Annotated in this window: 39 protein-coding genes and 2 tRNA genes; all 41 read right to left on the bottom strand. The window is 41.8% G+C overall.

What is annotated here, in order from left to right; all coding sequences use genetic code 11:
* Nucleotides 1–24: 24 nt before the first annotated feature.
* Nucleotides 25–366 carry a 50S ribosomal protein L17 gene (gene rplQ, locus CHL1_RS03365; protein ID WP_026393609.1) on the bottom strand — a complete coding sequence of 114 codons (342 nt, stop codon included), beginning with the start codon at nt 364–366 and terminating at the stop codon, nt 25–27.
* A 4-nt stretch (nt 367–370) separates the two neighbouring features.
* On the bottom strand, nt 371–1,330 hold the full coding sequence (locus tag CHL1_RS03360; RefSeq protein WP_070369954.1) for a DNA-directed RNA polymerase subunit alpha: 960 nt from the start codon (nt 1,328–1,330) through the stop codon (nt 371–373).
* A gap of 71 nt (nt 1,331–1,401) precedes the next feature.
* Nucleotides 1,402–2,031 carry a 30S ribosomal protein S4 gene (gene rpsD / locus CHL1_RS03355; protein ID WP_070369953.1) on the bottom strand — a complete coding sequence of 210 codons (630 nt, stop codon included), beginning with the start codon at nt 2,029–2,031 and terminating at the stop codon, nt 1,402–1,404.
* Nucleotides 2,032–2,046: 15 nt separating this feature from the next.
* Nucleotides 2,047–2,439 (bottom strand): 30S ribosomal protein S11, encoded by a 393-nt coding sequence (rpsK, locus tag CHL1_RS03350; RefSeq protein WP_070369952.1) that lies wholly within the window; start codon nt 2,437–2,439, stop codon nt 2,047–2,049.
* Between the two features lie 13 nt (nt 2,440–2,452).
* Nucleotides 2,453–2,815 (bottom strand): 30S ribosomal protein S13, encoded by a 363-nt coding sequence (rpsM, locus tag CHL1_RS03345; protein ID WP_070369951.1) that lies wholly within the window; start codon nt 2,813–2,815, stop codon nt 2,453–2,455.
* A 144-nt stretch (nt 2,816–2,959) separates the two neighbouring features.
* Nucleotides 2,960–3,073 (bottom strand): 50S ribosomal protein L36, encoded by a 114-nt coding sequence (rpmJ, locus tag CHL1_RS03340; RefSeq protein ID WP_013382261.1) that lies wholly within the window; start codon nt 3,071–3,073, stop codon nt 2,960–2,962.
* A 13-nt stretch (nt 3,074–3,086) separates the two neighbouring features.
* Nucleotides 3,087–3,314, bottom strand: a complete 228-nt coding sequence (gene infA, locus CHL1_RS03335) for a translation initiation factor IF-1 (RefSeq protein ID WP_070369950.1) — start codon at nt 3,312–3,314, stop codon at nt 3,087–3,089.
* 125 nt (nt 3,315–3,439) lie between these two features.
* Nucleotides 3,440–3,619: a KOW domain-containing RNA-binding protein gene (locus CHL1_RS03330; RefSeq protein WP_250934621.1), complete on the bottom strand. Its 180-nt coding sequence runs from the start codon at nt 3,617–3,619 to the stop codon at nt 3,440–3,442.
* Nucleotides 3,620–3,631: 12 nt separating this feature from the next.
* Nucleotides 3,632–4,381, bottom strand: coding sequence for a type I methionyl aminopeptidase (gene map, locus CHL1_RS03325; protein WP_070369948.1), 750 nt, complete (start codon nt 4,379–4,381; stop codon nt 3,632–3,634).
* A 2-nt stretch (nt 4,382–4,383) separates the two neighbouring features.
* Nucleotides 4,384–5,043: an adenylate kinase gene (locus CHL1_RS03320; RefSeq protein ID WP_070369947.1), complete on the bottom strand. Its 660-nt coding sequence runs from the start codon at nt 5,041–5,043 to the stop codon at nt 4,384–4,386.
* A 23-nt stretch (nt 5,044–5,066) separates the two neighbouring features.
* The gene (secY, locus tag CHL1_RS03315; protein ID WP_070369946.1) at nt 5,067–6,326 is read right to left on the bottom strand and encodes a preprotein translocase subunit SecY; all 1,260 of its coding nucleotides are present in this window, start codon (nt 6,324–6,326) and stop codon (nt 5,067–5,069) included.
* Between the two features lies 1 nt (nt 6,327).
* Nucleotides 6,328–6,771 carry a 50S ribosomal protein L15 gene (gene rplO / locus CHL1_RS03310; RefSeq protein ID WP_070369945.1) on the bottom strand — a complete coding sequence of 148 codons (444 nt, stop codon included), beginning with the start codon at nt 6,769–6,771 and terminating at the stop codon, nt 6,328–6,330.
* Between the two features lie 11 nt (nt 6,772–6,782).
* Nucleotides 6,783–6,965 (bottom strand): 50S ribosomal protein L30, encoded by a 183-nt coding sequence (gene rpmD / locus CHL1_RS03305; protein ID WP_070369944.1) that lies wholly within the window; start codon nt 6,963–6,965, stop codon nt 6,783–6,785.
* Nucleotides 6,966–6,976: 11 nt separating this feature from the next.
* Nucleotides 6,977–7,483 (bottom strand): 30S ribosomal protein S5, encoded by a 507-nt coding sequence (gene rpsE / locus CHL1_RS03300; RefSeq protein ID WP_070369943.1) that lies wholly within the window; start codon nt 7,481–7,483, stop codon nt 6,977–6,979.
* A 17-nt stretch (nt 7,484–7,500) separates the two neighbouring features.
* Nucleotides 7,501–7,869, bottom strand: a complete 369-nt coding sequence (rplR, locus tag CHL1_RS03295; RefSeq protein WP_070369942.1) for a 50S ribosomal protein L18 — start codon at nt 7,867–7,869, stop codon at nt 7,501–7,503.
* 40 nt (nt 7,870–7,909) lie between these two features.
* Entirely contained in the window at nt 7,910–8,446 is a 537-nt protein-coding gene (rplF, locus tag CHL1_RS03290) for a 50S ribosomal protein L6 (protein ID WP_070369941.1), read from the bottom strand.
* A gap of 24 nt (nt 8,447–8,470) precedes the next feature.
* On the bottom strand, nt 8,471–8,869 hold the full coding sequence (rpsH, locus tag CHL1_RS03285) for a 30S ribosomal protein S8 (RefSeq protein WP_070369940.1): 399 nt from the start codon (nt 8,867–8,869) through the stop codon (nt 8,471–8,473).
* 32 nt (nt 8,870–8,901) lie between these two features.
* The gene (locus tag CHL1_RS03280) at nt 8,902–9,087 is read right to left on the bottom strand and encodes a type Z 30S ribosomal protein S14 (RefSeq protein WP_084504860.1); all 186 of its coding nucleotides are present in this window, start codon (nt 9,085–9,087) and stop codon (nt 8,902–8,904) included.
* A gap of 13 nt (nt 9,088–9,100) precedes the next feature.
* A complete protein-coding gene (gene rplE / locus CHL1_RS03275; protein ID WP_070369939.1) occupies nt 9,101–9,643 on the bottom strand; it encodes a 50S ribosomal protein L5 in 543 nt (180 codons plus the stop codon).
* A 20-nt stretch (nt 9,644–9,663) separates the two neighbouring features.
* Entirely contained in the window at nt 9,664–9,978 is a 315-nt protein-coding gene (rplX, locus tag CHL1_RS03270) for a 50S ribosomal protein L24 (protein WP_070369938.1), read from the bottom strand.
* Nucleotides 9,979–9,992: 14 nt separating this feature from the next.
* Complete coding sequence (rplN, locus tag CHL1_RS03265) at nt 9,993–10,361, bottom strand: 50S ribosomal protein L14 (protein ID WP_026393627.1); 369 nt, start codon at nt 10,359–10,361, stop codon at nt 9,993–9,995.
* Between the two features lie 27 nt (nt 10,362–10,388).
* Entirely contained in the window at nt 10,389–10,646 is a 258-nt protein-coding gene (gene rpsQ / locus CHL1_RS03260; protein ID WP_070369937.1) for a 30S ribosomal protein S17, read from the bottom strand.
* A 28-nt stretch (nt 10,647–10,674) separates the two neighbouring features.
* Nucleotides 10,675–10,878, bottom strand: a complete 204-nt coding sequence (gene rpmC / locus CHL1_RS03255) for a 50S ribosomal protein L29 (protein WP_070369936.1) — start codon at nt 10,876–10,878, stop codon at nt 10,675–10,677.
* On the bottom strand, nt 10,875–11,315 hold the full coding sequence (gene rplP, locus CHL1_RS03250) for a 50S ribosomal protein L16 (RefSeq protein WP_026393630.1): 441 nt from the start codon (nt 11,313–11,315) through the stop codon (nt 10,875–10,877). Before rplP ends, rpmC begins: the two co-directional genes overlap by 4 nt.
* 18 nt (nt 11,316–11,333) lie before the next feature.
* Nucleotides 11,334–12,059 (bottom strand): 30S ribosomal protein S3, encoded by a 726-nt coding sequence (gene rpsC / locus CHL1_RS03245; protein ID WP_070369935.1) that lies wholly within the window; start codon nt 12,057–12,059, stop codon nt 11,334–11,336.
* Nucleotides 12,060–12,070: 11 nt separating this feature from the next.
* Nucleotides 12,071–12,406 (bottom strand): 50S ribosomal protein L22, encoded by a 336-nt coding sequence (rplV, locus tag CHL1_RS03240; RefSeq protein ID WP_041669084.1) that lies wholly within the window; start codon nt 12,404–12,406, stop codon nt 12,071–12,073.
* 18 nt (nt 12,407–12,424) lie between these two features.
* Nucleotides 12,425–12,703, bottom strand: coding sequence for a 30S ribosomal protein S19 (gene rpsS / locus CHL1_RS03235; RefSeq protein ID WP_070369934.1), 279 nt, complete (start codon nt 12,701–12,703; stop codon nt 12,425–12,427).
* Between the two features lie 43 nt (nt 12,704–12,746).
* Nucleotides 12,747–13,580, bottom strand: a complete 834-nt coding sequence (gene rplB / locus CHL1_RS03230; RefSeq protein WP_070369933.1) for a 50S ribosomal protein L2 — start codon at nt 13,578–13,580, stop codon at nt 12,747–12,749.
* 52 nt (nt 13,581–13,632) lie between these two features.
* Nucleotides 13,633–13,923, bottom strand: a complete 291-nt coding sequence (rplW, locus tag CHL1_RS03225; RefSeq protein ID WP_148637298.1) for a 50S ribosomal protein L23 — start codon at nt 13,921–13,923, stop codon at nt 13,633–13,635.
* Entirely contained in the window at nt 13,923–14,543 is a 621-nt protein-coding gene (gene rplD, locus CHL1_RS03220; RefSeq protein WP_148637297.1) for a 50S ribosomal protein L4, read from the bottom strand. Before rplD ends, rplW begins: the two co-directional genes overlap by 1 nt.
* Before the next feature lie 29 nt (nt 14,544–14,572).
* Nucleotides 14,573–15,202, bottom strand: a complete 630-nt coding sequence (gene rplC / locus CHL1_RS03215; protein ID WP_070369931.1) for a 50S ribosomal protein L3 — start codon at nt 15,200–15,202, stop codon at nt 14,573–14,575.
* Nucleotides 15,203–15,256: 54 nt separating this feature from the next.
* Nucleotides 15,257–15,565 carry a 30S ribosomal protein S10 gene (gene rpsJ / locus CHL1_RS03210; protein ID WP_014357213.1) on the bottom strand — a complete coding sequence of 103 codons (309 nt, stop codon included), beginning with the start codon at nt 15,563–15,565 and terminating at the stop codon, nt 15,257–15,259.
* Nucleotides 15,566–15,855: 290 nt separating this feature from the next.
* A complete protein-coding gene (locus tag CHL1_RS03205; protein WP_250934620.1) occupies nt 15,856–16,737 on the bottom strand; it encodes a DegV family protein in 882 nt (293 codons plus the stop codon).
* 223 nt (nt 16,738–16,960) lie between these two features.
* Nucleotides 16,961–18,154 (bottom strand): elongation factor Tu, encoded by a 1,194-nt coding sequence (gene tuf, locus CHL1_RS03200; RefSeq protein WP_070369929.1) that lies wholly within the window; start codon nt 18,152–18,154, stop codon nt 16,961–16,963.
* Between the two features lie 70 nt (nt 18,155–18,224).
* Nucleotides 18,225–18,300, bottom strand: a tRNA-Thr gene (locus tag CHL1_RS03195).
* 11 nt (nt 18,301–18,311) lie between these two features.
* Nucleotides 18,312–18,396 (bottom strand) — tRNA-Tyr (locus CHL1_RS03190).
* A 61-nt stretch (nt 18,397–18,457) separates the two neighbouring features.
* The gene (gene sigH, locus CHL1_RS03185; RefSeq protein ID WP_070369928.1) at nt 18,458–19,066 is read right to left on the bottom strand and encodes an RNA polymerase sporulation sigma factor SigH; all 609 of its coding nucleotides are present in this window, start codon (nt 19,064–19,066) and stop codon (nt 18,458–18,460) included.
* Nucleotides 19,067–19,078: 12 nt separating this feature from the next.
* Nucleotides 19,079–19,591, bottom strand: a complete 513-nt coding sequence (locus CHL1_RS03180; RefSeq protein ID WP_070369927.1) for an NYN domain-containing protein — start codon at nt 19,589–19,591, stop codon at nt 19,079–19,081.
* A complete protein-coding gene (gene rlmB, locus CHL1_RS03175) occupies nt 19,588–20,574 on the bottom strand; it encodes a 23S rRNA (guanosine(2251)-2'-O)-methyltransferase RlmB (protein ID WP_250934619.1) in 987 nt (328 codons plus the stop codon). The genes CHL1_RS03180 and rlmB overlap by 4 nt, the downstream gene beginning before the upstream one ends.
* A gap of 67 nt (nt 20,575–20,641) precedes the next feature.
* Nucleotides 20,642–21,847 (bottom strand): THUMP domain-containing class I SAM-dependent RNA methyltransferase, encoded by a 1,206-nt coding sequence (locus CHL1_RS03170; RefSeq protein ID WP_228881335.1) that lies wholly within the window; start codon nt 21,845–21,847, stop codon nt 20,642–20,644.
* A 170-nt stretch (nt 21,848–22,017) separates the two neighbouring features.
* Nucleotides 22,018–23,253 carry a histidine--tRNA ligase gene (hisS, locus tag CHL1_RS03165; protein WP_070369924.1) on the bottom strand — a complete coding sequence of 412 codons (1,236 nt, stop codon included), beginning with the start codon at nt 23,251–23,253 and terminating at the stop codon, nt 22,018–22,020.
* Between the last annotated feature and the right edge of the window lie 6 nt (nt 23,254–23,259).

The following is a 23,259-nucleotide window of genomic DNA, read 5'->3' as shown; positions in this document are numbered from 1 at the left end:
TTAATCCCCTGTATGCCTCTTAAATTATACTAATTCAATTATCGCCATTTCTGCGCCGTCGCCACGACGTGGTCCAACACGGTAAATTCGTGTGTAGCCACCGTTTCGTTCAGTATATTTAGGTGCAATTTCGTCAAACAATTGTTTTACCACTGCTTCCTGAGTGATATATGAAATTGCCTGTCTTCTGGCATGTAAGTCGCCTCTTTTACCTAAAGTGACCATTTTATCTGCAATTCTTTTTACTTCCTTCGCTCTGGTTACGGTTGTTTCAATTTTACCGTGTTCTAAAAGGGCAGTGGTAAGATTACGCAATAATGCTCTTCTTTGATCAGAGGGACGGCCTAGTTTTCGATATCCCGCCATAGTGTTACTCCTTTGCCTTTTCTTCTTCTTGACTCAAGGACAATCCAATTTCTGCTAGTTTGTGCTTGATTTCATTCAGGGATTTACGACCGAGGTTACGGACTTTAATCATGTCCTCTTCGCTTCGTTGTGTTAATTTTTCAACTGTATCGATATTCGCCCGTCGCAGACAATTACTGGATCTTACTGAAAGCTCCAATTCTTCGATGGACATTTCGCGAATACGTTCTTTTTCACTTTCTTCTTTTTCCACCATGATTTCCACCGTGGTGGCATGCTCGGTCAAGTTAATGAACAGGTTGAGATGTTCACTTAACACCTTCGCAGCTAAAGAGAGTGCTTCTTCCGGGGTTGTGGTTCCATCGGTCCAGATATCGATGGTTAATTTATCAAAATCGGTGATTTGTCCGACTCGGGTGTTTTCAACTAGAAAATTAACTTTGATAATCGGAGAGAAGATTGAATCCATCGGGATGGTTCCAATCGGCATACCCGGATATTTATTTTTATCTGCTGCTACATAGCCTCGACCCTTTTCAATGCGCATTTCCATGTTCAGAGTAGACCCCTTGGACAAGGTAGCAATGTGCATTTCCGGATTAAGGATATCGACATCAGAGTCAGCAATGATATCACCAGCGGTGATCTCACCTTCTTCTGAAGCTTCAATGTAAATAACTTTGGGTTCATCGGTATAAATTTCAGCTGCCAAACCTTTGAGATTCAGAAGGATTTCAATAACATCCTCTTTAACTCCTGGAATGGTAGAGAATTCGTGCAAGACGCCTTCTATTTTTACTGATGTGACTGCCACACCCGGCAGGGATGACAGCATTATTCGTCTCAGACTGTTACCAAGGGTGGTTCCATATCCCCGTTCTAAAGGTTCAATGACAAACCGCCCGTAAGTATCGTCGTCTTTTTTATCAACAATTTCGATGACTGGTTTCTCGAATTCGATCATTTATCAGACCCTCCTACTTATTTATAATCCATACATTAACATGAGGGTTAATTGGTTCCCGAACATGTAGCCTATTTAGAATACAATTCAACAATAAGATGTTCAGCAATTTCGACATCTAAGTCTTCTACTGCCGGTCTGCCAATGACTTTTCCTGATAGTGTGTCAACATCTCTCGATAACCATGAGGCCATGGTTCGATTTTCAGTCGTTTCTAAAATATCTTTGAATTTTTGTGATTTTTTGCTTTTTGGTCGAACTTCAATGACATCGCCTTCTTTCATGATGTAAGAAGGAATGTTCAGTTTTTTACCGTTAACCAGGAAATGTTCATGATCCACCAACTGACGGGCCTCTTTACGGGAGGTTGCCAGACCCAGTCGATAAACAACATTATCCATACGTGATTCTAAGTGGATCAATAAGTTGTGACCGGTGATCCCTTTTTGCTTTTCAGCAATTTCAAAATAGCCACGGAATTGTTTTTCAAGGACACCGTAAATACGTTTTGCCTTTTGTTTTTCTCGTAACTGAAGACCATATTCTGATAATTTTGTTCGTCTTTTACCGTGTTGGCCTGGTGGTGTTGGTCGTCTTTCAAACGCACATTTATTTGTAGAATAACAACGTTCTCCCTTCAGGTACAGTTTTGCACCTTCACGTCTACATTGTCTGCATGATGCTTCTATATTTCTTGACATTTTTTCGCCCTCCTGTTATACTCGTCGTCGCTTAGGTGGTCGACAACCGTTATGTGGAATAGGCGTTACATCACGGATCAGGGTAATTTCTAATCCCGCCGCCTGTAAGGCCCGAATTGCAGCCTCACGTCCGGAACCAGGGCCTTTGACTAAAACTTCAACACTTTTAAGACCGTGCTCCATAGCAGCTTTAGCCGCTTCCTCTGCAGCCATTTGAGATGCAAAAGGAGTGCTTTTACGTGATCCTTTAAAGCCTAATCCACCAGAACTTGCCCATGAAAGAGCATTTCCGGAGATATCAGTAATGGTAACAATCGTATTGTTGAAAGAAGATTGAATATGGGCCTGGCCACGTTCGATATTCTTTTTAATTTTTTTAACTTTTCTTCGTGCTTTTTTAACTGCCATTCTTTAGCCCTCCTTATTTCTTTTTGCTTACGAGACGTTTCGGACCTTTTCGAGTTCTGGCATTCGTTTTTGTCTTTTGCCCTCTAACAGGAAGTCCTCGACGATGACGTAATCCTCTATAAGATCCAATTTCGATTAGTCGTTTGATGTTTAAGTTGACTTCTCTACGAAGGTCACCTTCAACGGTGTATTTGTCTATCGTATTTCGCAGATCATTTACTTCAGTTTCAGTAAGATCTTTAACTCTGGTATCTGGATTAATATTTAAAGCTTTTAAGATTTCCAGCGATGTTGAATGTCCAATACCGTAAATATAAGTTAATCCAATTTCTACCCGCTTATCTCGGGGTAAATCGACTCCGGCAATTCTTGCCATAGGGTGTGTACCTCCTAATTATTTTCTAAATGCTGGTAAATTAATCAAGTTAGTGACGTAACGAAATTAAAACCCAGGGTGTTTTATATCATGAACATGACTAAAATTGCCGCGGCCATGTTCTTTTTTTCTGGACTCGACGGTTTAACCTTGTTTTTGTTTGTGTTTTGGATTTTCACAAATTACCATAACACGACCATTTCTCTTAATAATTTTGCATTTTTCACAAATCGGTTTAACTGATGGTCTAACTTTCATTTGTATGCCTCCTTTATGATTTCCCTTTTCCACGCCATACGATACGCCCGCGGGTCAAATCATATGGGGATAATTCAACAACTACTTTATCTCCGGGTAAAATTCTGATGTAATTCATACGAAGTTTTCCCGAAATATGCGCAGTTATCTGATGTCCATTTTCCAATTCTACTAAGAAAATAGTATTTGGTAATGACTCAATCACTGAGCCTTCTACCTCGATAACATCTTTTTTGGCCATTGATCAAACCTCCTCACGATTCTCATCCCCAATACCATCAGGCATGTGATAGGACTCGAGTATTTTTCTAATCTCAGCGTTAGTTACATTTTTTCCATTTAATATTTTATCACGAATATCTGTGGCTATGTGATTCGTCTTCGCCAAGTGTTTGACCTTCTTTTTTTTGGATTACTCACTTTTCGAAGCTTTCCATTTGATAACATGGCGAACTGTTCGTCCACCACTTCAATAACCACCATATACTGACCTTTATCCCGGCCAGCTTTTGAACGAACCACCTGTCCAACTTTATATTCATTCATCCAAACACCAACTTATAGTACTGTCAGCAGTTCGGGATCACCGGTTCCGGTAATCAGAACGGTGTGCTCGTAATGTGAAGAAAGCTTGCCGTCAGTGGTTACCACCGTCCATCCATCTTTTAACGTAACAACGTCATAAGTTCCGGCATTGACCATTGGTTCAATGGCTAATGTCATTCCTTGTCGTAGCCGCGGTCCTCGACCTTTGGGTCCAAAGTTAGGAATTGGTGGATCTTCGTGCATTTGTTTTCCAACACCATGACCGACATAGTCCCGGACAACTGAAAAACCGTTGTCCTCAACATATTTTTGAATCGCATTCGAAATGTCCGACAAGCGATAGCCATCCCTGGCATAGGCAATGCCCTTATAAAAGGACTCCCGGGTGACTCGAATCAGCTTTTTTGCTTCATCGGAAATCGTCCCGACGCCATGCGTCACCGCCGCATCACCAACGTAACCCTTAAATGTAGCTCCGATGTCAATACTGATGATGTCACCATCCTGCAAACGTCGTTTCTCAGGAATCCCATGGACAACCACTTCATTAATTGAAGCACAAATTGAGTTTGGGAATCCACCATAGCCTTTGAATGTTGGAACTGCTCCGGCATCACGAATATACTTTTCAACTGCATGGTCCAGTTCTTGTGTTGTTACCCCAGGCTTGATCATTGTTTCTACTAAGGCGTGGGCGCCTGCCACAATCTTTCCGGCATGGCGCATTAGATCAATTTCCTTTTGGGATTTTATGGTTATCATCTTTAATTAACTCCACTTAGGATTTTTTCGATATTATCAAAAACGTCCTTCATATGTTGCAATCCATTAATATTAATGATCTTTTGTTTGTCTTCATAAAACTCGATTAATGGTTCTGTCTGATCTTGATATACTTCAATTCGTTTCTTTACGGTTTCGACTTTGTCATCTTCCCGTTGGTATAAGGGTGTTCCGTCTAAATCACAGACACCTTCGACCTTGGGTTTGCTGTACTTGATATGATAGGTTGCATGACATGTCGGACAGATCCGACGGCCTGAAACCCGTTCAATCAAAATATCAAAGGGCACATCAAGATTAATTGCAAAATCCAACTCGCAATCACGCTTGGCATTGATTCGACATAAAGCTTCCGCCTGATGAACCGTTCGTGGAAATCCATCCAGCAAATAGCCATAGCCAGCCGCCAATACATCTTCATGTGTCAACCGATCTTCAACCATATCAACAACTAAGTCATCCGGAACCAAAAGACCTTGTGCCATATACTCTTTAGCTTTTTTTCCGAGCGGCGTATCTTTGCTCATATTTTCTCGAAAGAGATCGCCGGTAGAAATATGCGGGATACCATAAGTTTCACAAATTCGTTTTGCCTGTGTCCCTTTGCCAGCTCCCGGAGGTCCTAATAATACAATTCTCATTTTTCACTTAACTCCAGTTCATTTTAAGATTTTAAAAATCCCTGATGGTGTCTCATCATCATTTCTGCTTCAATCTGCTTAACCGTTTCAAGGGCTACCCCAACTACAATCAGCAAACTTGTTCCGCCGAATTGAAGATTGACACCCATAAAATTACCTACAAAAATAGGAATAACAGCAATGATCGCTAAAAAGACGCCACCAAATAATGTTAATCGGTTCATAATTCTCGACAAGTATTCTACGGTTGGTTTTCCCGGTCTGATCCCAGGAATATAACCACCTTGTTTCTTGATATTTTCTGCGATATCAAACGGATTAAATGTTACAGCTGTATAAAAATAGGTAAACGCAATTATTAGTGTGATATAAATAATATTAGTGAGCCAGGATCCCCAGGCAAAATAGGTTGAAATAAAGTTTGCAAAAGCCGATGTCGGAAAAAAACTGGCAAGTGTCGCTGGGAATAACGTTAACGAACTGGCAAAGATTACCGGAATAACGCCTGCCATATTCACACGCATGGGAATATGGGTAGTTTGTCCGCCGTACATTTTTCGGCCAACAACCCGTTTTGCATACTGAACCGGGATACGTCGTTGCCCTTCCTGAACTGCCACCACACCAAAGATAACCACCACAATGAAAACCAGAAAAACAATCAGGGTGATGATATTTAAGGTTCCAATCGTCAGATATTGATACATTTGGCCGATTGCAGATGGAATACGGGAAATGATACTGATAAAGATAATCAAAGAGATACCGTTGCCGATACCATTTTCAGTGATTTGCTCGCCCAGATACATTAAAAACGCAGTCCCTGCTGTAATACATAATACAACCGTAAAGACGGTAAATGGTGTTTTTTCAATTAGCAAGTCTCCGAAGGATAAGCTCATTCCCAGTGCCTGAATCAGCGCCAGAATAATGGTAAGGTAACGCGTATACTGAGCCAGTTTTTTTCTTCCTTCTTCGCCTTCTTTTTGTAGTGCTTCCAAAGCTGGAATTGCAAATGCCAGAAGGTTCATGATAATTGAAGCATTAATATACGGGGTGATACTCATGGCAAAAATCGTAAAGTTGCCAAAGTTACCACCGGATATAATATCAAACAGACCAAAAATTCCACTATCGTTGACGAGTTGACTAAGCTGTTCGGTATCGATGAAGGGAACCGGTATGAAGGATCCCAAACGATATATAAACAGCATCGCTAACGTAAATATTATTTTTCGTCGTAGATCTGGAATTTTCCAAGCATCCTTCAAGGTAGAGACCATACTAGATCACCTCTACCTTTCCTCCTCCAGCGAGAATTTTCTCCTCAGCTGATTTGCTGATTTTATGTGCTTTGATGGTGAATGCCTTTTCAACTTCTCCGTTTCCAAGGATCTTCAAGCCATCATTTAATTTACGGACAAATCCGTATTCCATCAATAGTTCCGGAGTAATCACTGTGTTTGCATCAAATGCATTCAGCTCACCCACATTAACAATTGCATATGTTTTTTTGAATCGTGCGTTAGAAAATCCGCGTTTTGGTAAACGTCTTGCCAGCGGCATCTGTCCACCTTCAAAACCTGGTCGTACGCCACCGCCGGAACGTGATTTTTGTCCATCCTGTCCACGACCAGCAGTTTTTCCAAGACCAGAACCTGTACCTCGTCCTTTTCGCTTGGGTGCCTTTTTTGAACCTGGGGCTGGACTTAAAGTATGTAACTTCATCTCGACACCTCCTATACTTCTTTTACTTCGAGCATGAAATCTGTTCGATGAATCATGCCACGAATCTGAGGGGTATCATTATGTGTTACAGTTTGACCAATTTTCTTGAGGCCTAAAGCTTCAATGGTAGCCCGTTGTTTGGGGTTACGACCAATCAAACTTTTCTTTAGTGTAATTTCTAATTGCTTAGCCATAATGATTCCTCCTAATCTAAAATTTCTTCAGGTTTCTTACCACGTTTTGCTGCTACTTCTTCAACAGTAGTCAGTTCTGCAAGGCCTGCCATTGTAGCATTAACCATGTTACGGGCATTATTAGATCCTAAAGATTTAGTACGAATATCTCTGATTCCAGCGAGTTCCAGTACTGCACGGACGGGTCCGCCAGCAATAACGCCAGTACCTTTTCCAGCAGGTTTCAATAATACATGACCTGCACCAGCTTCACCGTTGACTAAGTGAGGAATAGTTGTTCCAACCATTGGCACTTTGATCAATGATTTTTTTGCTGCGTCGATACCTTTACGAATTGCATCTGGAATTTCCATCGCTTTTCCTTTACCGACGCCAACATGACCGTTTTCGTCTCCAACAATCACAAGACAGCTGAATCTGAAGTTACGACCACCTTTTACAACCTTGGTTACACGGTTGATGGCAACGACTTTTTCCTTCAAATCTAATGTACTTGGATCGATTTTTTTGTTTTGCATCAAATGACCTCCTTTACTTAGAATTTCAGGCCGGCTTCACGAGCGCCGTCAGCCAATTCTTTTACTCTACCATGATATACATAACCACCTCGATCAAATACCACTGCTTCAATGCCTTTTTCAAGTGCACGTTTGGCAATAGCCTGACCGACGGCTTTAGCTGCTGCTTTATCTCCACCTTTTGATAACTGACCTTTAAGTTCAGAGTCATTGGAAGAAGCAGAAACCAAGGTGATACCTTTGGTATCATCTATAATCTGAGCATAAATGTTTTTATTACTTCGAAATACGTTTAAACGTGGTCTCATTTCAGTTCCAGAAACCTTGTTTCGGACCCGATAGTGACGAGCAATACGTATTTTATTTTTAATGGGTTTCTTAATCATCGAGTTTTACTCCCTTCATCATCTTTGACGGGTTGGCAGGTTATTTACCTGTTTTACCTTCTTTACGTCTTATTACTTCGTCAGAATATCGTACGCCATGACCTTTGTAAGGTTCTGGTGGGCGTTTCGCTCGAATATTGGCGGCATGTGCACCAACGGCTTCTTTGCTAATGCCTTTAATTACGACTTTAGTATTGGTTTCTGGAACAGCTTCTACACCTTCAGGATCTTCCATCTCAACGGGATGTGAATAACCTAAATTCATAACCAGCTTATTTCCTTTTTTCTCTGCTCTATACCCAACTCCACTGATTTCCAGGGTTCGTGTAAAGCCAGTGCTGACACCAGTAACCATGTTTTGAATTAAAGCCCGGGTTAAACCGTGAAGCGATTTATGCAGCTTACTTTCAGATGGTCGGGTGACAACAATTTCGCTATCTTGGACATCGATGATGACATCAGGATGAAACGTTCTAACGAGTTGTCCTAATGGACCTTTGACCGTCAACGTTTGACCGTCTTTTTTTATGTCGACTCCTGGGAGGATTGCAACAGGTGCTTTTCCTACTCTTGACATCTTTTTACCTCCTGTCTTAATTTGTTACCAAACGTAACATATCACTTCGCCGCCAACGCCGGCTTTTCTTGCTTTTTTATCTGTCATTACGCCTTTAGATGTAGAAACGATGGCAATGCCTAAACCGTTTAATACCTTTGGCACTTCGTCTTTTCCGGCATATACTCTTAAACCAGGTTTTGAGATTCTCTTGATGCCTGCAACGACACGACTTTTGTTTTCTCCATATTTGAGAGTAATTTTAATGACACCTTGCTTTTCATCAGCAATGTAATCAACTTTATTAATATAACCTTCTTCTAAAAGAATCTGAGCAATTGCTTTTTTCTCTTTTGAAGCAGGCATCTCAACTGTTTTATGACCTGCATCATTTGCATTTCTGATGCGTGTTAACATATCCGCAATAGGATCAGTCATAACCATACTCGGTACCTCCTTTTCTTTGCTGGTATTTTTTACCAGCTTGCTTTTCTTACGCCAGGGATTTCGCCTTTATATGCTAATTCTCGGAAACATATACGACAAATGCCAAATTTCTGTAATACAGAATGTGGTCGACCACAAATTCGGCAGCGTGTATACGCCTGAGTTGAATATTTTGCTTTGCGTTGTTGCTTTTCCTTCATCGCTTTTTTTGCCACTGTACCGTCCTCCTTATGCTCTACTGAATGAAATGCCAAGCAGTCTTAACAGTTCGTGAGCTTCTTCATCTGTTTTTGCCGTTGTGACAAACATGATATCCATGCCGCGAACCTGTTCTACCTTGTCATAATCAATTTCAGGAAAAATGAGTTGATCTTTGATACCAAAAGCATAATTACCACGTCCATCAAAGGATTTATTGGATAACCCTCTGAAGTCACGTACTCGAGGAAGGGCAACGTTGAATAACTTATCAGCAAATTCATACATACGATCACTTCGCAGAGTTACTTTCGCTCCAATGTTCATGCCTTCTCGGACTTTAAAGTTAGCTACTGATTTTTTTGCCTTAGTGATCACTGGTTTTTGGCCAGCAATAATTCCAAGGTCGATCACGGCGGCTTCTAAAGCTTTGGAATTGTCTTTGCAATCTCCCAAACCCATGTTGATCACAACTTTTTCGAGTTTAGGAACTTCCATGATGTTTTTATATTGAAATTTTTCCATCAATGCTGGAATTACTTCGGTTAAATATTTATCTTTTAATCTGGGCATATTGGTCCTCCTTCCCGAAATTAATTATTAAATGTTTCATTACATTTTTTACAAAATCTGACTTTTTTTCCGTCACCTAGAACTTTATGACCGGTTCTAACGCCTTTATCACACTTTGCACAGTAAATTAATACATTGGAAGCCTGAATTGGCCCTTCCTGACGGATTATTCCACCCTGTTGCATTTGCTGTGTTGGTTTCTGGTGTTTAGTAACCATATTCACATTTTCCACAAGGACTTTTCCATCTTTAGGATAAGATTGAATCACTTTTCCTTTTTTTCCTTTGTCCTTACCGGAAATTACCATTACGATATCATCTTTTTTTACATGCATCTTTCATTTCCTCCTTAAAGTACTTCAGGAGCCAAAGATACGATTTTCATGTATTTCTTGTCCCGTAATTCTCGTGCGACAGGTCCAAAAATACGTGTACCTTTTGGGTTTTTATCATCTTTTATTAGAACCGCTGCATTCTGGTCAAATTTGATGTAACTGCCATCGTCTCTTCTGATTCCGCTCTTTGTTCGTACGACAACGGCTTTTACAACGTCGCCCTTTTTAACATCGCCACCGGGTGCAGCACTTTTAACAGCACACACGATAATGTCCCCGATATTTGCATATCGACGACCGGAACCACCAAGAACTCGGATGCACAGTAATTCCTTTGCACCGGTATTATCTGCTACTTTCAGTCTCGTTTCTTGTTGAATCATCCGAAATACCTCCTTCCGCACATTGACTTATAGTGCTTTTTCTACGATTTCTACTAATCTCCAGCGTTTGTCTTTGCTGAGTGGTCTTGTTTCCATTATTTTAACGGTATCACCGATATTACATTCGTTTTGTTCGTCATGGGCTTTGAACTTTACAGTGTGCTTAACTCGTTTTGTGTAAAGTGGATGTTTTACAAAACTTTCAACAGCTACAACAATGGTTTTATCCATTTTATCGCTGGTAACCTTACCGATTCGAGTTTTTCTGTAACCTCTTTCTTCCATAAGCTAAACCTCCTTATCTATTGGTTTATTATGCTTCATCTGACTTCATGACACGTTCTTGGATAATTGTTTTGATCCGTGCATAAGTCTTCTTAACTTCTTTAATCCGCATGGGGTTTTCCAACTGGCCAGTCGCATGTTGAAATCTGAGGTTGAATAATTCTTCCTTCAGATCACCCAATTTTGCTTCAAGTTCGATCGTTGTTAATTCTCTTAATTCACTTGGTTTCATGCTTCATCACCCACTTCTTGTGCTTCCTGATCTTTACGAGTGATAAATTTCGTTTTGATTGGTAATTTATGTTGCGCAAGACGCATGGCTTCCCGAGCTACTTCCTCAGAAATTCCGGCAATCTCAAACATTACTCTACCTGGTTTTACCACTGCAACCCAATACTCAGGAGATCCTTTACCGGAACCCATTCGAGTTTCTGCTGGTTTTTGTGTCACAGGTTTATCTGGGAATATTTTAATCCAAACCTGGCCACCTCTTTTAATATATCTGGTCATGGCAATACGGGCAGCTTCGATCTGATTAGCAGTAATCCATGCTGGCTCCAATGCTTGAATAGCGAAATCTCCGTAAGTGATTTTGTTACCACGAAGCGCTTTTCCTTTCATACGACCTCTATGTTGTTTTCTACGTTTTACACGTTTAGGCATTAACATATGCGTTGGCCTCCTCTCTTAGTTTTCTGTCCTGTTAGTAGGAGCTTTTCGGCGGGGTGCGCTTTTTTTAGCTTTTGCGTCGTCTTCAGCTGTGACGGCTAAAATATCTTCACGTCCAGTTAAAATTTCGCCTTTATTGACCCAAACTTTTACACCTAATTTACCATAGGTGGTATCAGCTTCAGCAAAGCCATAGCTAATATCAGCTCGGAGGGTTTGAAGGGGAACCTGACCCTGGGCATAATGTTCGTTTCGTGCCATTTCAGCACCGTTTAAACGGCCTGCAACAGCAGTTTTAATACCCTTAGCGCCAGCTCTCATGGTTCGTTGCATGGTTTGCTTCATTGCCCGTCGGAAAGAAATTCGTCGTTCCAGCTGAGCAGCAATGTTTTCGGCCACTAATTGAGCGTCCATATCAACATTTTTAACTTCAACGATGTTGATAAAAACGGTTTTCTTGGTCATTTTTTCAAGTTCAAGACGCAACGCATCGATACCTGCACCACCACGACCAATGATCATGCCTGGCTTTGCTGTATAGATATGAATCTTTACCTTGTTACCAAAACGTTCGATGACAATTTTAGAAATGCCCGCCTGGTATTGATTTACTTTTATATATTTACGAATATCATAGTCTTCAATTAAACAATCTGCAAAATCCTTGTTGTTCGCAAACCATTTTGCATTCCAGTCCTTAATAACGCCAACTCTTAATCCGTGAGGATTGACTTTTTGACCCATCTATGCCCTCCTTACTCTTTTTCTTTTAATACGGCTGTAATATGAGACGATCTTTTTCGAATGATTGTTGCACGTCCCTGTGCACCCGCTCTGAATCGTTTTAGTGTTGGACCCTGATTTGCATAAATCTGATCGATATATAAGTTTTCAGGATTCATGTTAAAATTATTTTCAGCATTTGCCAAAGCAGATTTTACAACTTTGTCAATTATTTTCGCTGCTTTATTTGGTGTTAATGCTAGAATACTTAATGCTTCTCCAATGCTTTTGCCTCGAATTAAATCAGCCACTAACTTAGCCTTTCTGGATGAAACACGTACATATTTAGCTGTCGCTCTTGCTTCCATTCGTATACCTCCTTCTGGCTATCTTAATTTAGATTTCTTTTCTCCAGCATGACCTCTAAAGGTTCTGGTCGGTGCAAACTCTCCAAGTTTGTGCCCTACCATATCTTCGGTAACATAAACTGGAACATGTTTTCTGCCATCATGTACGGCGATGGTGTGTCCTACCATTTGTGGGAAAAGTGTGGAGCTTCTTGACCAGGTCTTCAGCACGTTCTTTTCACCTTTTTCGTTCATTGCTTCGATACGTTTAAGTAACTTTTCGTCAACATAAGGTCCTTTTTTAAGTGATCTACCCATTATTCAACCTCCTCTCGGTTCGTTATCTTATATGGTTGAGTGCTTATTTTTTGTTTCGGGCTCTTACGATATATTTATCGGAAGGCTTGTTTTTCTTACGTGTTTTATAACCAAGTGCTGGTTTACCCCATGGTGTAACTGGGCCAGAACGTCCAATCGGGGCACGTCCTTCACCACCACCGTGTGGATGGTCATTGGGATTCATTACCGAACCACGAACGGTTGGGCGGATCCCCATGTGTCGGGTACGACCCGCTTTACCAATCCGGACATTCTGATGATCCAGATTTCCAACTTGACCAATGGTAGCTCGACATTCAATTCGAACCAGTCGCATTTCGCCTGAAGGCAATCGCAATGTTGCGTAGTTTCCTTCTTTCGCCATCAGCTGAGCGCTGGCACCGGCAGAACGCACCATTTGAGCGCCTTTTCCAGTTTTTAACTCAACACAGTGAACCGTTGTACCAACGGGAATGTTTTTGAGTGGCAGACAGTTACCAATGGTAATATCTGATTCCGGTCCAGAGAAAATAACATCTCCAACCTTTAACTTAAGTGGCGCAATAATATAACGTTTTTCACCATCTGCATAGTGAACCAGTGCTATATTTGAACTTCTGTTTGGATCATATTCAATTCCGGCAATTTTTCCGGGAATATTGTCTTTATTTCGTTTGAAGTCAATAATTCTGTATTTTCGTTTCGCTCCACCACCATGATGTCTAACAGTAATGCGTCCATATGCATTACGACCAGCATGTTTTTTAAGTGGCTTCAATAAGGATTTCTCAGGCTCGTGCTTGGTAATTTCCTCGAATGTATTGACGCTCATATTTCTACGTCCTGGGGACGTTGGTTTATACTTTCTAATACCCATTAATCGCTACCTCCTTTTTTGTATGCTTCTCGGGTTGTAGTCTCGTTTTTGCTTATACGCCTTCGAAGAATTGAATACCCTTACTTGCCGGTGTCAATTTTACGATTGCTTTTTTCCAGTCTGATCTGCGACCAACGAAACGTCCGGTTCTTTTCAGTTTACCCTTCATGTTCATGGTGCTTACTTTTTCAACTTCAACACCAAAAATGACTTCAACTGCATTTTTGATTTCAATTTTATTCGCTCGTTTGTCCACTTTAAATGTGAATTTTTTTTCTTCAGCGTCAGCCATACTACGTTCGGTAATAATCGGCTTGATAATAATATCGCGAGGATTTTTCATTATGCGTATACCTCCTCAATTTTTTGTAATGATTCCTGAGTCATGATCAATACATCATATTTCAACATATCATAGACGTTTAATTCACTGACTGTCGTTGTTGCAACTTTAGGAATATTGTTTGCGGAGCGGATAATCGCTTCGTTGTTTTCCGGCAGTACAATCAAGGCTTTTTGAGCGTTGATATTGTTCAGCACCGCTACCATTTCTTTGGTTTTTGGAGCATCCATCACCAATTGATTCAGAACCCGCAGTTCGTTGTCCTGAGCCTTTGCCGAGAAAACAGATTTCATTGCTAAAGCTTTAACTTTCTTGTTAACCTTTTTGCTGTAATCTCTTGATTTTGGTGCAAAGATCACACCGCCACCCTTCCACAATGGAGATCGGATGGTACCGGCTCGAGCCCGGCCTGTTCCTTTTTGTCTCCAGGGTTTTCGACCACCGCCACGGACTTCTGATCGAGTCAAGGCGGAACGTGTTCCCTGTCGTCTATTTGCAAGCAGTGCGACCACTACTTCATGTACTACATGTTCGTTGGGTTCGATTCCGAAGATTCCTTCGCTTAATTCGACATCACCAACAACATTTCCTTTTACATCTAAAACGTCAATTTTAGGCATTTGATTTCCTCCTTTCAGGCTTGATTTTTTTATGCTTTAACGCTGCTTTTAATTGTAATAAGTGCTCCTCGAATGCCTGGTACTGCACCTTTGATTAAAAGTACATTGTTTTCCGCATCGACTTTAACAACTTCCAAATTAACTGCAGTTACATTTTTGTTCCCCATCTGGCCTGGAAGCTTCTTGCCTTTGAATACTCGTGAAGGCGAAGAAGATGCTCCCATGGAACCTGGGCTACGGTGATACTTAGAACCATGGGCCATTGGTCCCCGGGATTGGTTATGTCGTTTAATAACCCCCTGGAATCCCTTACCTTTTGAAGTCCCTGAAATATCCACACGTTCGCCAGCTTCAAACACATCAGCCTGAATTAATTGACCGGTTTCATAACTTGCATAATCGTCAAGTTTGAATTCCCGGATTACTTTTTTATACTCGATACTGTTTTTGTCATAGTGACCTTTTAGCGGTTTTGTCATGCGTCGTTCTTTCACTTCGCCAAATGCTAATTGCACTGCTTCATATCCGTCAGTTTCGATGGTTTTCTTTTGAAGCACAACGCAGGGCCCTGCTTCAACTACTGTTACTGGAATTACTGTTCCATTTTCTGTGAAAATCTGGGTCATTCCAATTTTTCGTCCGATAATCGCTTTTTTCATCATTTCCTCCTAAATATCATTGGATTGCTTTGCAATCATAATACCAATTGGGGCTTATAGTTTGATTTCTATATCAACGCCTGCTGGTAAGTTCAATCGCATTAATGCGTCTACGGTTTTTGGTGTTGGGTTTAAAATGTCAATCAACCGTTTGTGAGTACGCATTTCAAATTGCTCTCTGGAATCCTTATACTTGTGTACTGCTCGCAGAATTGTAATGATTTCTTTGTCTGTTGGCAGTGGCACCGGGCCAGAAACGCTCGCACCTGTTCTCTTTGCTGTTTCCACAATTCGTTCAGCGGATTGATCCAACAGTTTGTGATCAAACGCTTTTAATCTGATTCTAATTTTTTGTTTTGCCATACCTAAATTTTACCTCCTTATCAATTTTTACTCGTCATTTAGGTACTCCAACCACTCGTCAACCCATCCGGGTGTTTCATCATTATTTTTTTAGCAAAATGACGGATCATTTTGCAAAAATCAGATGATTTAAGTGGTTGTCGTCCGATTCTAAGATCGTGACATACTCCATGGGAAAAACCTGCCTAAGGCGACAGCAACCTCTCACTTCATCGCAGAGTGTCAACCTTTCACATTATACAAGAAAAAAACGCCTTTGGCAAGCGTTTTTTCATATTTTACAAGATTTTTCAATTATTTTTCGTTTGCTCCAAAATCGTCTCCGGCGCCGTGTCAAAAAAATAAATCCCTGTCCCCTGAAGTCCCAAATGAGCAGCCAACACACATCCGATCGGGACTGGTTCAATATGTTTAACACCCATTAAACGAAGCGCTGCATCGTACTCCTCCACCGGCTTCATCGAGCCATTAAATGCAATGCCAACGTGTTGATCCAGATAACCAGCAATGTTTTCAGCCGTTTTATCAATAATTGTCTTTTGCGCTTTCTTAGGCCCCCGGGATTTGCCAATGATCTTCAATTCCCCTTCTTCCACTGAAACGATCGGATGAATTTTTAGGAACCCGCCAACAACAGCAGTACCCTTAGATACCCGCCCACCCATATAAAGCCAGTTAAGATCTTCAATACTAAAATAGAAGTGAGCATGAGGAATAATTTTTTTTGCCGCAGCAGCCAGATAGTCCAGGTCTTTGCCCTGGTCAACCAATTTCAACAACTCCACCGCAATCAGGCCAATGCTGCCACCGCTGTGGAGACTGTCAACAATCCGACAGTTGAAGGCGGGATATTTTTCCTTCACTTCTTTTAGAATCAGGCATGACGTCTCATAACTCCCCGATAGTTTAGAGGTAAAAGCCAGATACAGACATTCCACATTATTCTTAGCACAATCTTCAAAGTATTCCAGGAAGTCCCCCGGATTCACCTGAGATGTGGTTGGCACGATTCCCCGGGCCATAAATTTATTCATGCCATCCAAATCAATTTCCCGTTTATCCCGATAAGCCACGCCTTCTATAATTACATTTAACGAAACCATATCCAAGTTGGGATGATTTGCAAAATCTTTTGGCAGATCGCACATACTGTCCACTAAAAGTCTTATCATTTTTCACTTCTTTCCAATTGCAGCCAGCAATTTTCAACTTATCGATACTACTTATTGCTATTAATTTATCATTTTGTTTAAGTCATTATTTTATCACTAACTTATAATTTTAACAATATCCAAATAAAAAAACCGCCCTAAAAAGGACGGTTAATTTTCTATATGATGGGTTGCTAATTTAAATATCCATAAGTTATTTATTTAGTCTGTCTTTGCTCTGTTATTAGTCTTCCAACATTTTGGCAACAACACCAGAACCAACAGTACGGCCACCTTCACGAATCGCAAAACGTAAACCTTCTTCGATCGCAATTGGAGTGATCAGGGTGATTTCCATTTGAACGTTATCGCCAGGCATTACCATTTCGACACCTTCTGGTAATTTGATGATACCAGTAACGTCGGTTGTTCTGAAGTAGAACTGTGGACGGTAGCCATCGAAGAATGGGGTATGACGTCCACCTTCTTCTTTGGTTAAGACATAGACTTCTGACATGTAGTGGGTATGTGGTTTGATGGAGCCTGGTTTAGCCAGTACCTGACCACGTTCGATCTGAGTACGGTCAACACCACGCAGTAATGCACCAACGTTGTCGCCAGAACGACCTTCGTCCAGTAATTTACGGAACATTTCGATTCCGGTTACAACGGTTTTTCGGCTGTCGTGGATACCAACGATTTCAACTTCTTCACCAACTTTAACAACACCACGTTCGATACGTCCGGTTGCAACAGTTCCTCGACCAGTGATTGAGAAAACATCTTCAACTGGCATCAGGAATGGTTTGTCGGTATCACGTTCTGGATCGGGGATCCAGTTGTCAACAGCAGTCATCAGTTCAACAATTTTGTCGCCCCATTCGCCGTCTGGATCTTCTAAGGCACGTAATGCCGATCCGGGAATGATTGGGGTATCATCACCTGGGAATTCGTATTCGTCAAGCAGTTCGCGAACTTCCATTTCAACTAATTCCAGTAATTCTTCGTCATCGACCATATCAACTTTGTTTAAGAAAACAACGATGTATGGCACACCGACCTGACGGCTTAACAGGATATGTTCACGGGTCTGTGGCATTGGACCATCAGCCGCACTAACAACCAGGATGGCACCATCCATTTGGGCAGCACCAGTGATCATGTTCTTAACATAATCGGCATGGCCTGGGCAGTCAACGTGGGCGTAATGACGGTTCGCTGTTTCATATTCAACGTGAGCGGTGGAAATAGTGATTCCACGTTCTCTTTCTTCTGGGGCTTTATCGATGTTTTCGAATGCTACGGCTTCACCGGTTCCAAAACGTTTGTTTAATACAGATGTGATGGCCGCTGTTAATGTCGTTTTACCGTGGTCAACGTGACCAATTGTTCCAACATTTACGTGGGGCTTATTTCTTTCAAATTTTGACTTTGCCATTTGTATTCTCCTTATAAATCTAAATATTATCGTTTAACCACTATGTCAAATTTAATTTATGATATAAAAATGGAGCCCTCATCCGGATTTGAACCGGAGACCCCCACCTTACCATGGTGGTGCTCTACCTACTGAGCTATGAGGGCTTATAATAAAGTGGTGGGAGAAGATGGATTCGAACCATCGTAGACGTCGTCAACGGATTTACAGTCCGCCCCCTTTAGCCACTCGGGCATTCTCCCACGTGCTTATTAATTCAGCTTCTCTATAATAGTTTGTTTTGCCATTTTTGTCAACTGTTTTTTAAATCTTTTTACCGATTTTTTTTCGAATGCGCTGCAAGGCATTGTCCACCGATTTATTTCCACACGCTAATATTCTGGAAATCTCATAATAGGAGGCCCCCTGGATATAAAGTGCCAGAACTTTTTTCTCAAAGCTGGACAATTCCCGTTTAACATCAATCATCAGCTGTTCCAATTCTTCTTCTTTAATTAATTTTACTCCCGGCTCCACACTTTTTTTAGCTGCCAATCGGTCAAAAATCGTATTTCCAGGATCTTCTTCCGAAACAGCCGCATAAATTGATACCGAATTGTTAAGTGGCATATGTTTCTGACGATTCGCCGAGCTGATCGCTGTTTGAATTTGGCGTTCGATACAAAGATTGGCAAAAGTTGCAAATTGTGTCTCCCGATCAGGGCGAAAGTCCCATATAGCCTTTAGTAACCCAATCATCCCTTCCTGAATCAAATCCTCATGATCCCCGCCAACCAGATAATAAGAACGGGCTCGGATCAGGACATTTTTTCGATATTTTTCCAGAAGATACTCCTCTGCCTCTTTGTCCCCCTGCTGGGCACGCCTGACGATTTCCGATTCCGCTAGTTTATCATTGCTTAGCTTAACCATCTTTTCCTCACATTATTCTTTAACACGCATTTTGTTAAATTGATCCAGGGTTTCTTCATCCAAAAAATCACTGAGCTTAAGACCCTGTTTCGGGACGCTTTTTCTCTTATCATCCCGAAAATTCTTCAACGACGCTTCCATATCCTGGATCAACTCCCGCACTGGAACCCGCTCGGCGCCGTTGGCCATGACCATTTGCTGAAGGGTAAAATCTGACGTTACCACCCGAACGTTATAAGCTTTCGGGAGGCTATAGACAAGCTTTTCAATATAGCTGTCGGCGGTTTTATTCTTTTCGGTAAACACTACTTTGATCCGGCCATGGACTTCTTCCCGTTTTTCCAATGATTGTTGCTGATAGGCATCGAAAACAAGGATGGTTTCCCATCCTTTAAATCCGCTGTAGCCATTTAAATCATCGATCAACTTTAGCCTGGCTTCTTCCAACTGAATTTCTGAAAGACGTTTTAAATCATCTGAACCATGAATGACATTATAACCATCCACAATTAATATGGTTTTCATTGAAATCGCTGTTTGGCAGCCTCTGCAAAAATGATCGCTGCTGCTGCTGATGCATTAAAGGATTCGATCTCGCCATGAATCGGAATCGATACCGAAAAATCACATTGCTTCTTTATCTTTTCACTGATCCCGTTACCTTCATTGCCAATGACAATGGCCAGCGATCCCTTGTAATCAGCCTTATAATAGGGATTCCCTTTCATGTCAGTGGACATGATCCAGAAACCTTTTTTCTTAAGGTCATCAATTGTCTGACTTAAATTTGTCACCTTAACAATCGGGGTATGGGATACTGCTCCAGATGAAGCCTTTACCGAAACCGCTGTTAGCGAAGCCGAGCGGCGATTGGGAATGATGACGCCGTCAGCCCCACAAATATTGGCACTCCGTATTATCGCCCCCAAGTTATGGGGATCCGTCAGATGATCGAGAATAACGATAAAGGGGGCTCGACCCTTGCTTTTGGCATGATTTAAGATATCCTGAAGATTACTATAGGGAAATGGCGCCATCAACGCCACAATCCCCTGATGTACCTGACCATCAGCCAGATACTCCAGTCTGGCTTTTTCGACCGAATGAATAATGATATTCTGTTTTTTCGCTGCATCGCTAATCTTTTTAAGAACATGATCGGTATTGTCTTTTAAAATCAATAACTTGTCGATTTCCTGACCGGAACGAAGTGCTTCCATCACCGGGTTTTTTCCGACAATTACAAACGTTTCTGCGGTAACGCCTTCGTCTTCCCGATTATATCCATCAAACTTGCGTTGTGGTCGCCGATCGTCAAAGCGACGGGGGCCACGCTCCTCCCGGGAATCTCGACTGTCAAATTTCCGTGGTTTTTTATCGTCCTTTTCCCCACGTTCTTCAAACTTGCGGGGCCTTTTATCCCCATTTACCGCCTGGTCATTTCTTTTCCCTCGGGGCTTGTCACTGGTCTTGCTGCTGTTTGAGCGACTATTTGATACTCGTTTCATCTTTTCACCTATTCTTTTATTTTAATTCGATTTATTTCTCGATAAACCGATTCTTGCATTATTTCGTTTATTTATTGGCTTGTGTGTTTATTTCAGTTTCTGCATTCATATTTTGGGCTTCATCGACAGGGTTTCGTTTTCGTGGCGGCAGTGGTCCATAATACTGATAATAGTAGGTCTTAATGTCGCCATTATAAAGCTTGCGATTCTTGGTTGCCACTTCGCCAAAATATTTCTCAAACTTTTCATAACCGGTAATAATAAAATAAGACCAACTATCCAGACTGTGAAAGACCTTACCCATATCACGATAGAGGCGTTGAATTTCTTTTTCTTCGCCGATTCGCTCACCATAGGGCGGGTTGGTGATAATGACCCCATATTTTTTCTTGGTGGATACCGACTGAACCGGCAGTTTTTGAAAAGCGACCAAATCTGAAACGCCAGCCAATTCTGCATTCGTCCGGGCTTGTTTTAGCGCATTGGCATCACAATCGGATCCCAGCAACAAAAATTCTTTGTCATTGATGGCATCCCGGGCTTCCTGACGAGCCTGTTCCCACAATTCCGGCGGAATGGCGTCCCAGGTTTCAGAGACAAAATCCCGTTTCAGCCCCGGGGCAATATTTTTACCGATCAGCGCCGCTTCAATGACAATCGTTCCGGATCCACAAAGAGGATCGAGAAAAACCCGATCTGGTCGCCACCGGGATAGATAAACCAGCGCCGCAGAAATGGTTTCTTTTAGCGGCGCCTCATTGCCATATTGGCGGTACCCCCGCTTATTAAGACCAGAGCCACTGGTATCGATGGAAAGGGTGACTTCATCTTTAAGAATTTGAATATGAATCGGATACTTTCCGCCATTCTCATCAAACCAATCGACCTGATATTTCGATCTTAAGCGTTCCACCACGGCTTTTTTGACAATTCGCTGTCCGTCCGATTTACTAAACAGCGTTGATTTAACACTGGTAATTTTAGCCGCCGGAAATTCGCCGTCAACCGGGATCCAGTTTTCCCAGGGCAATGCCTTTGTTTTCTCAAACAGTTCATCAAAGGTTTCGGCCTTAAAACGGCCAATCTCCAACAGCACCCGATCAGCACAACGGAGCCAGAGATTTGACCGGGGAATCGCTTCCAGAGGCCCGGAATAACGGATTTTTCCGTTTTCCACTTCAGTTACCTCGTAGCCCAGTTTTTTTATTTCGTCCTTTACCACACTTTCGATTCCAAAAGCCACTGTGGCAATTAAGTTTATCTTTTTCGACATTCATTTTTCCTTTATCATTATTTTTGATCTTGTCGTTAACTCTCAATAGTACATTATAACACAAAAATTCGAGATATTCTTAAATAACTATATTTAAATAAAAATGAAACCCCAAACACCGTTACACTCATCGCAACCGGTGCCTGGGGCAGTAAAAATCAGTTCTTCTTCTAAAAATTCTTTATCGCTTCATCCCGACCAAAAACCACAAAGCCTTCGTATTGTCCATTATCCCAGGCGGCAATCTGTTTACCAAATTTTTTCTTCATGGCCACCAGATTGACCTGATACCCTTTGATCCGCCAGCGATCGCCTTCACCAATAACTTCTGCCATGTTGCTGCTCTGTGGATCGTAGAACAGGATGATTGCCGAATCAACTTGCCGGGCATCTTTCTGCTCTTCCATAAGAATCGTAATGATTCGCTCAAAGCCAATCGAGAAACCCACTGCCGGTACTGAAACTTTATTGTATTTGCCAATCATGTTGTCATAACGGCCACCACCGGCAATGGAATAACCATAAGGGCCATAGCTGACTTCAAAGATCAGACCAGTGTAATAACCCATTCCCCGGATCAGCGAAAAGTCAAAAACAACATCAAATTGTTCTTTAGCAAGGATTTTGACGGTGTTAATCACCTCGTTTAATTGGCCAACAGCAACAGCATCTTCCACCCACCGTTCCAAATTGTCCAGACTAATGCCGGTCACACAGGCCATCAGCTTGTCGACTTTTTCCTGGTCATGTCCCTTTTCCAACAATTCGCCGGTTACTCCAGCGACTCCAATTTTATCCATTTTATCGAGTGCAATACAGACTGTTCCGACCTGATCTGCGGCAAAGCCAGCATTGATAATGACTTCACTTAAGAGCTGACGATGATTCACTTTTATCGTGAAACCGGCAAACCCCATTGCCAGCAGCGCTTTGGCCGTGGTATCCATTAGCTCAATCTCTGCCGAAACGGTAGGATCGCCAATAATATCGATATCACATTGTTTAAAGGCCCGAAACCGGCCTTTTTGAGGTCGCTCCGCCCGAAAGACATTACCGATCTGTATTGCCTTAAACGGCGTTTCGAGCACTTCCTGATTGTTTGAATAAAAACGGCTCAGGGGCAAAGTTAGATCAAAGCGCAGACCCATATCACAAAGATCTGTTACACTGGCTTCCTGACTTAAATCCAGCTTTTCGCCACGCTTTAAGATGGTAAACAGCATTTTTAAGTTCTCGCCACCATCACTGCCCAGCAGCAATTCGAGATTTTCCATCACCGGGGTTTCAATCCGGCTGAAGCCATGAGAACGGTAGACTGCCAATATCTGTTGCTCCAACCGATCCCGAATTTTCATTTCCTCGGGCAAAATATCCCGGGTACCTCTCACAGGTTTTGAACTGATCATCTGGTC

It is taken from the genome of Acetobacterium wieringae, assembly GCF_023700225.1.
Classification (GTDB): Bacteria; Bacillota; Clostridia; order Eubacteriales; family Eubacteriaceae; genus Acetobacterium; species Acetobacterium wieringae.
Note: the sequence above shows the minus strand (reverse complement) of the source record. Positions and strands in the feature narration are given on the sequence as shown.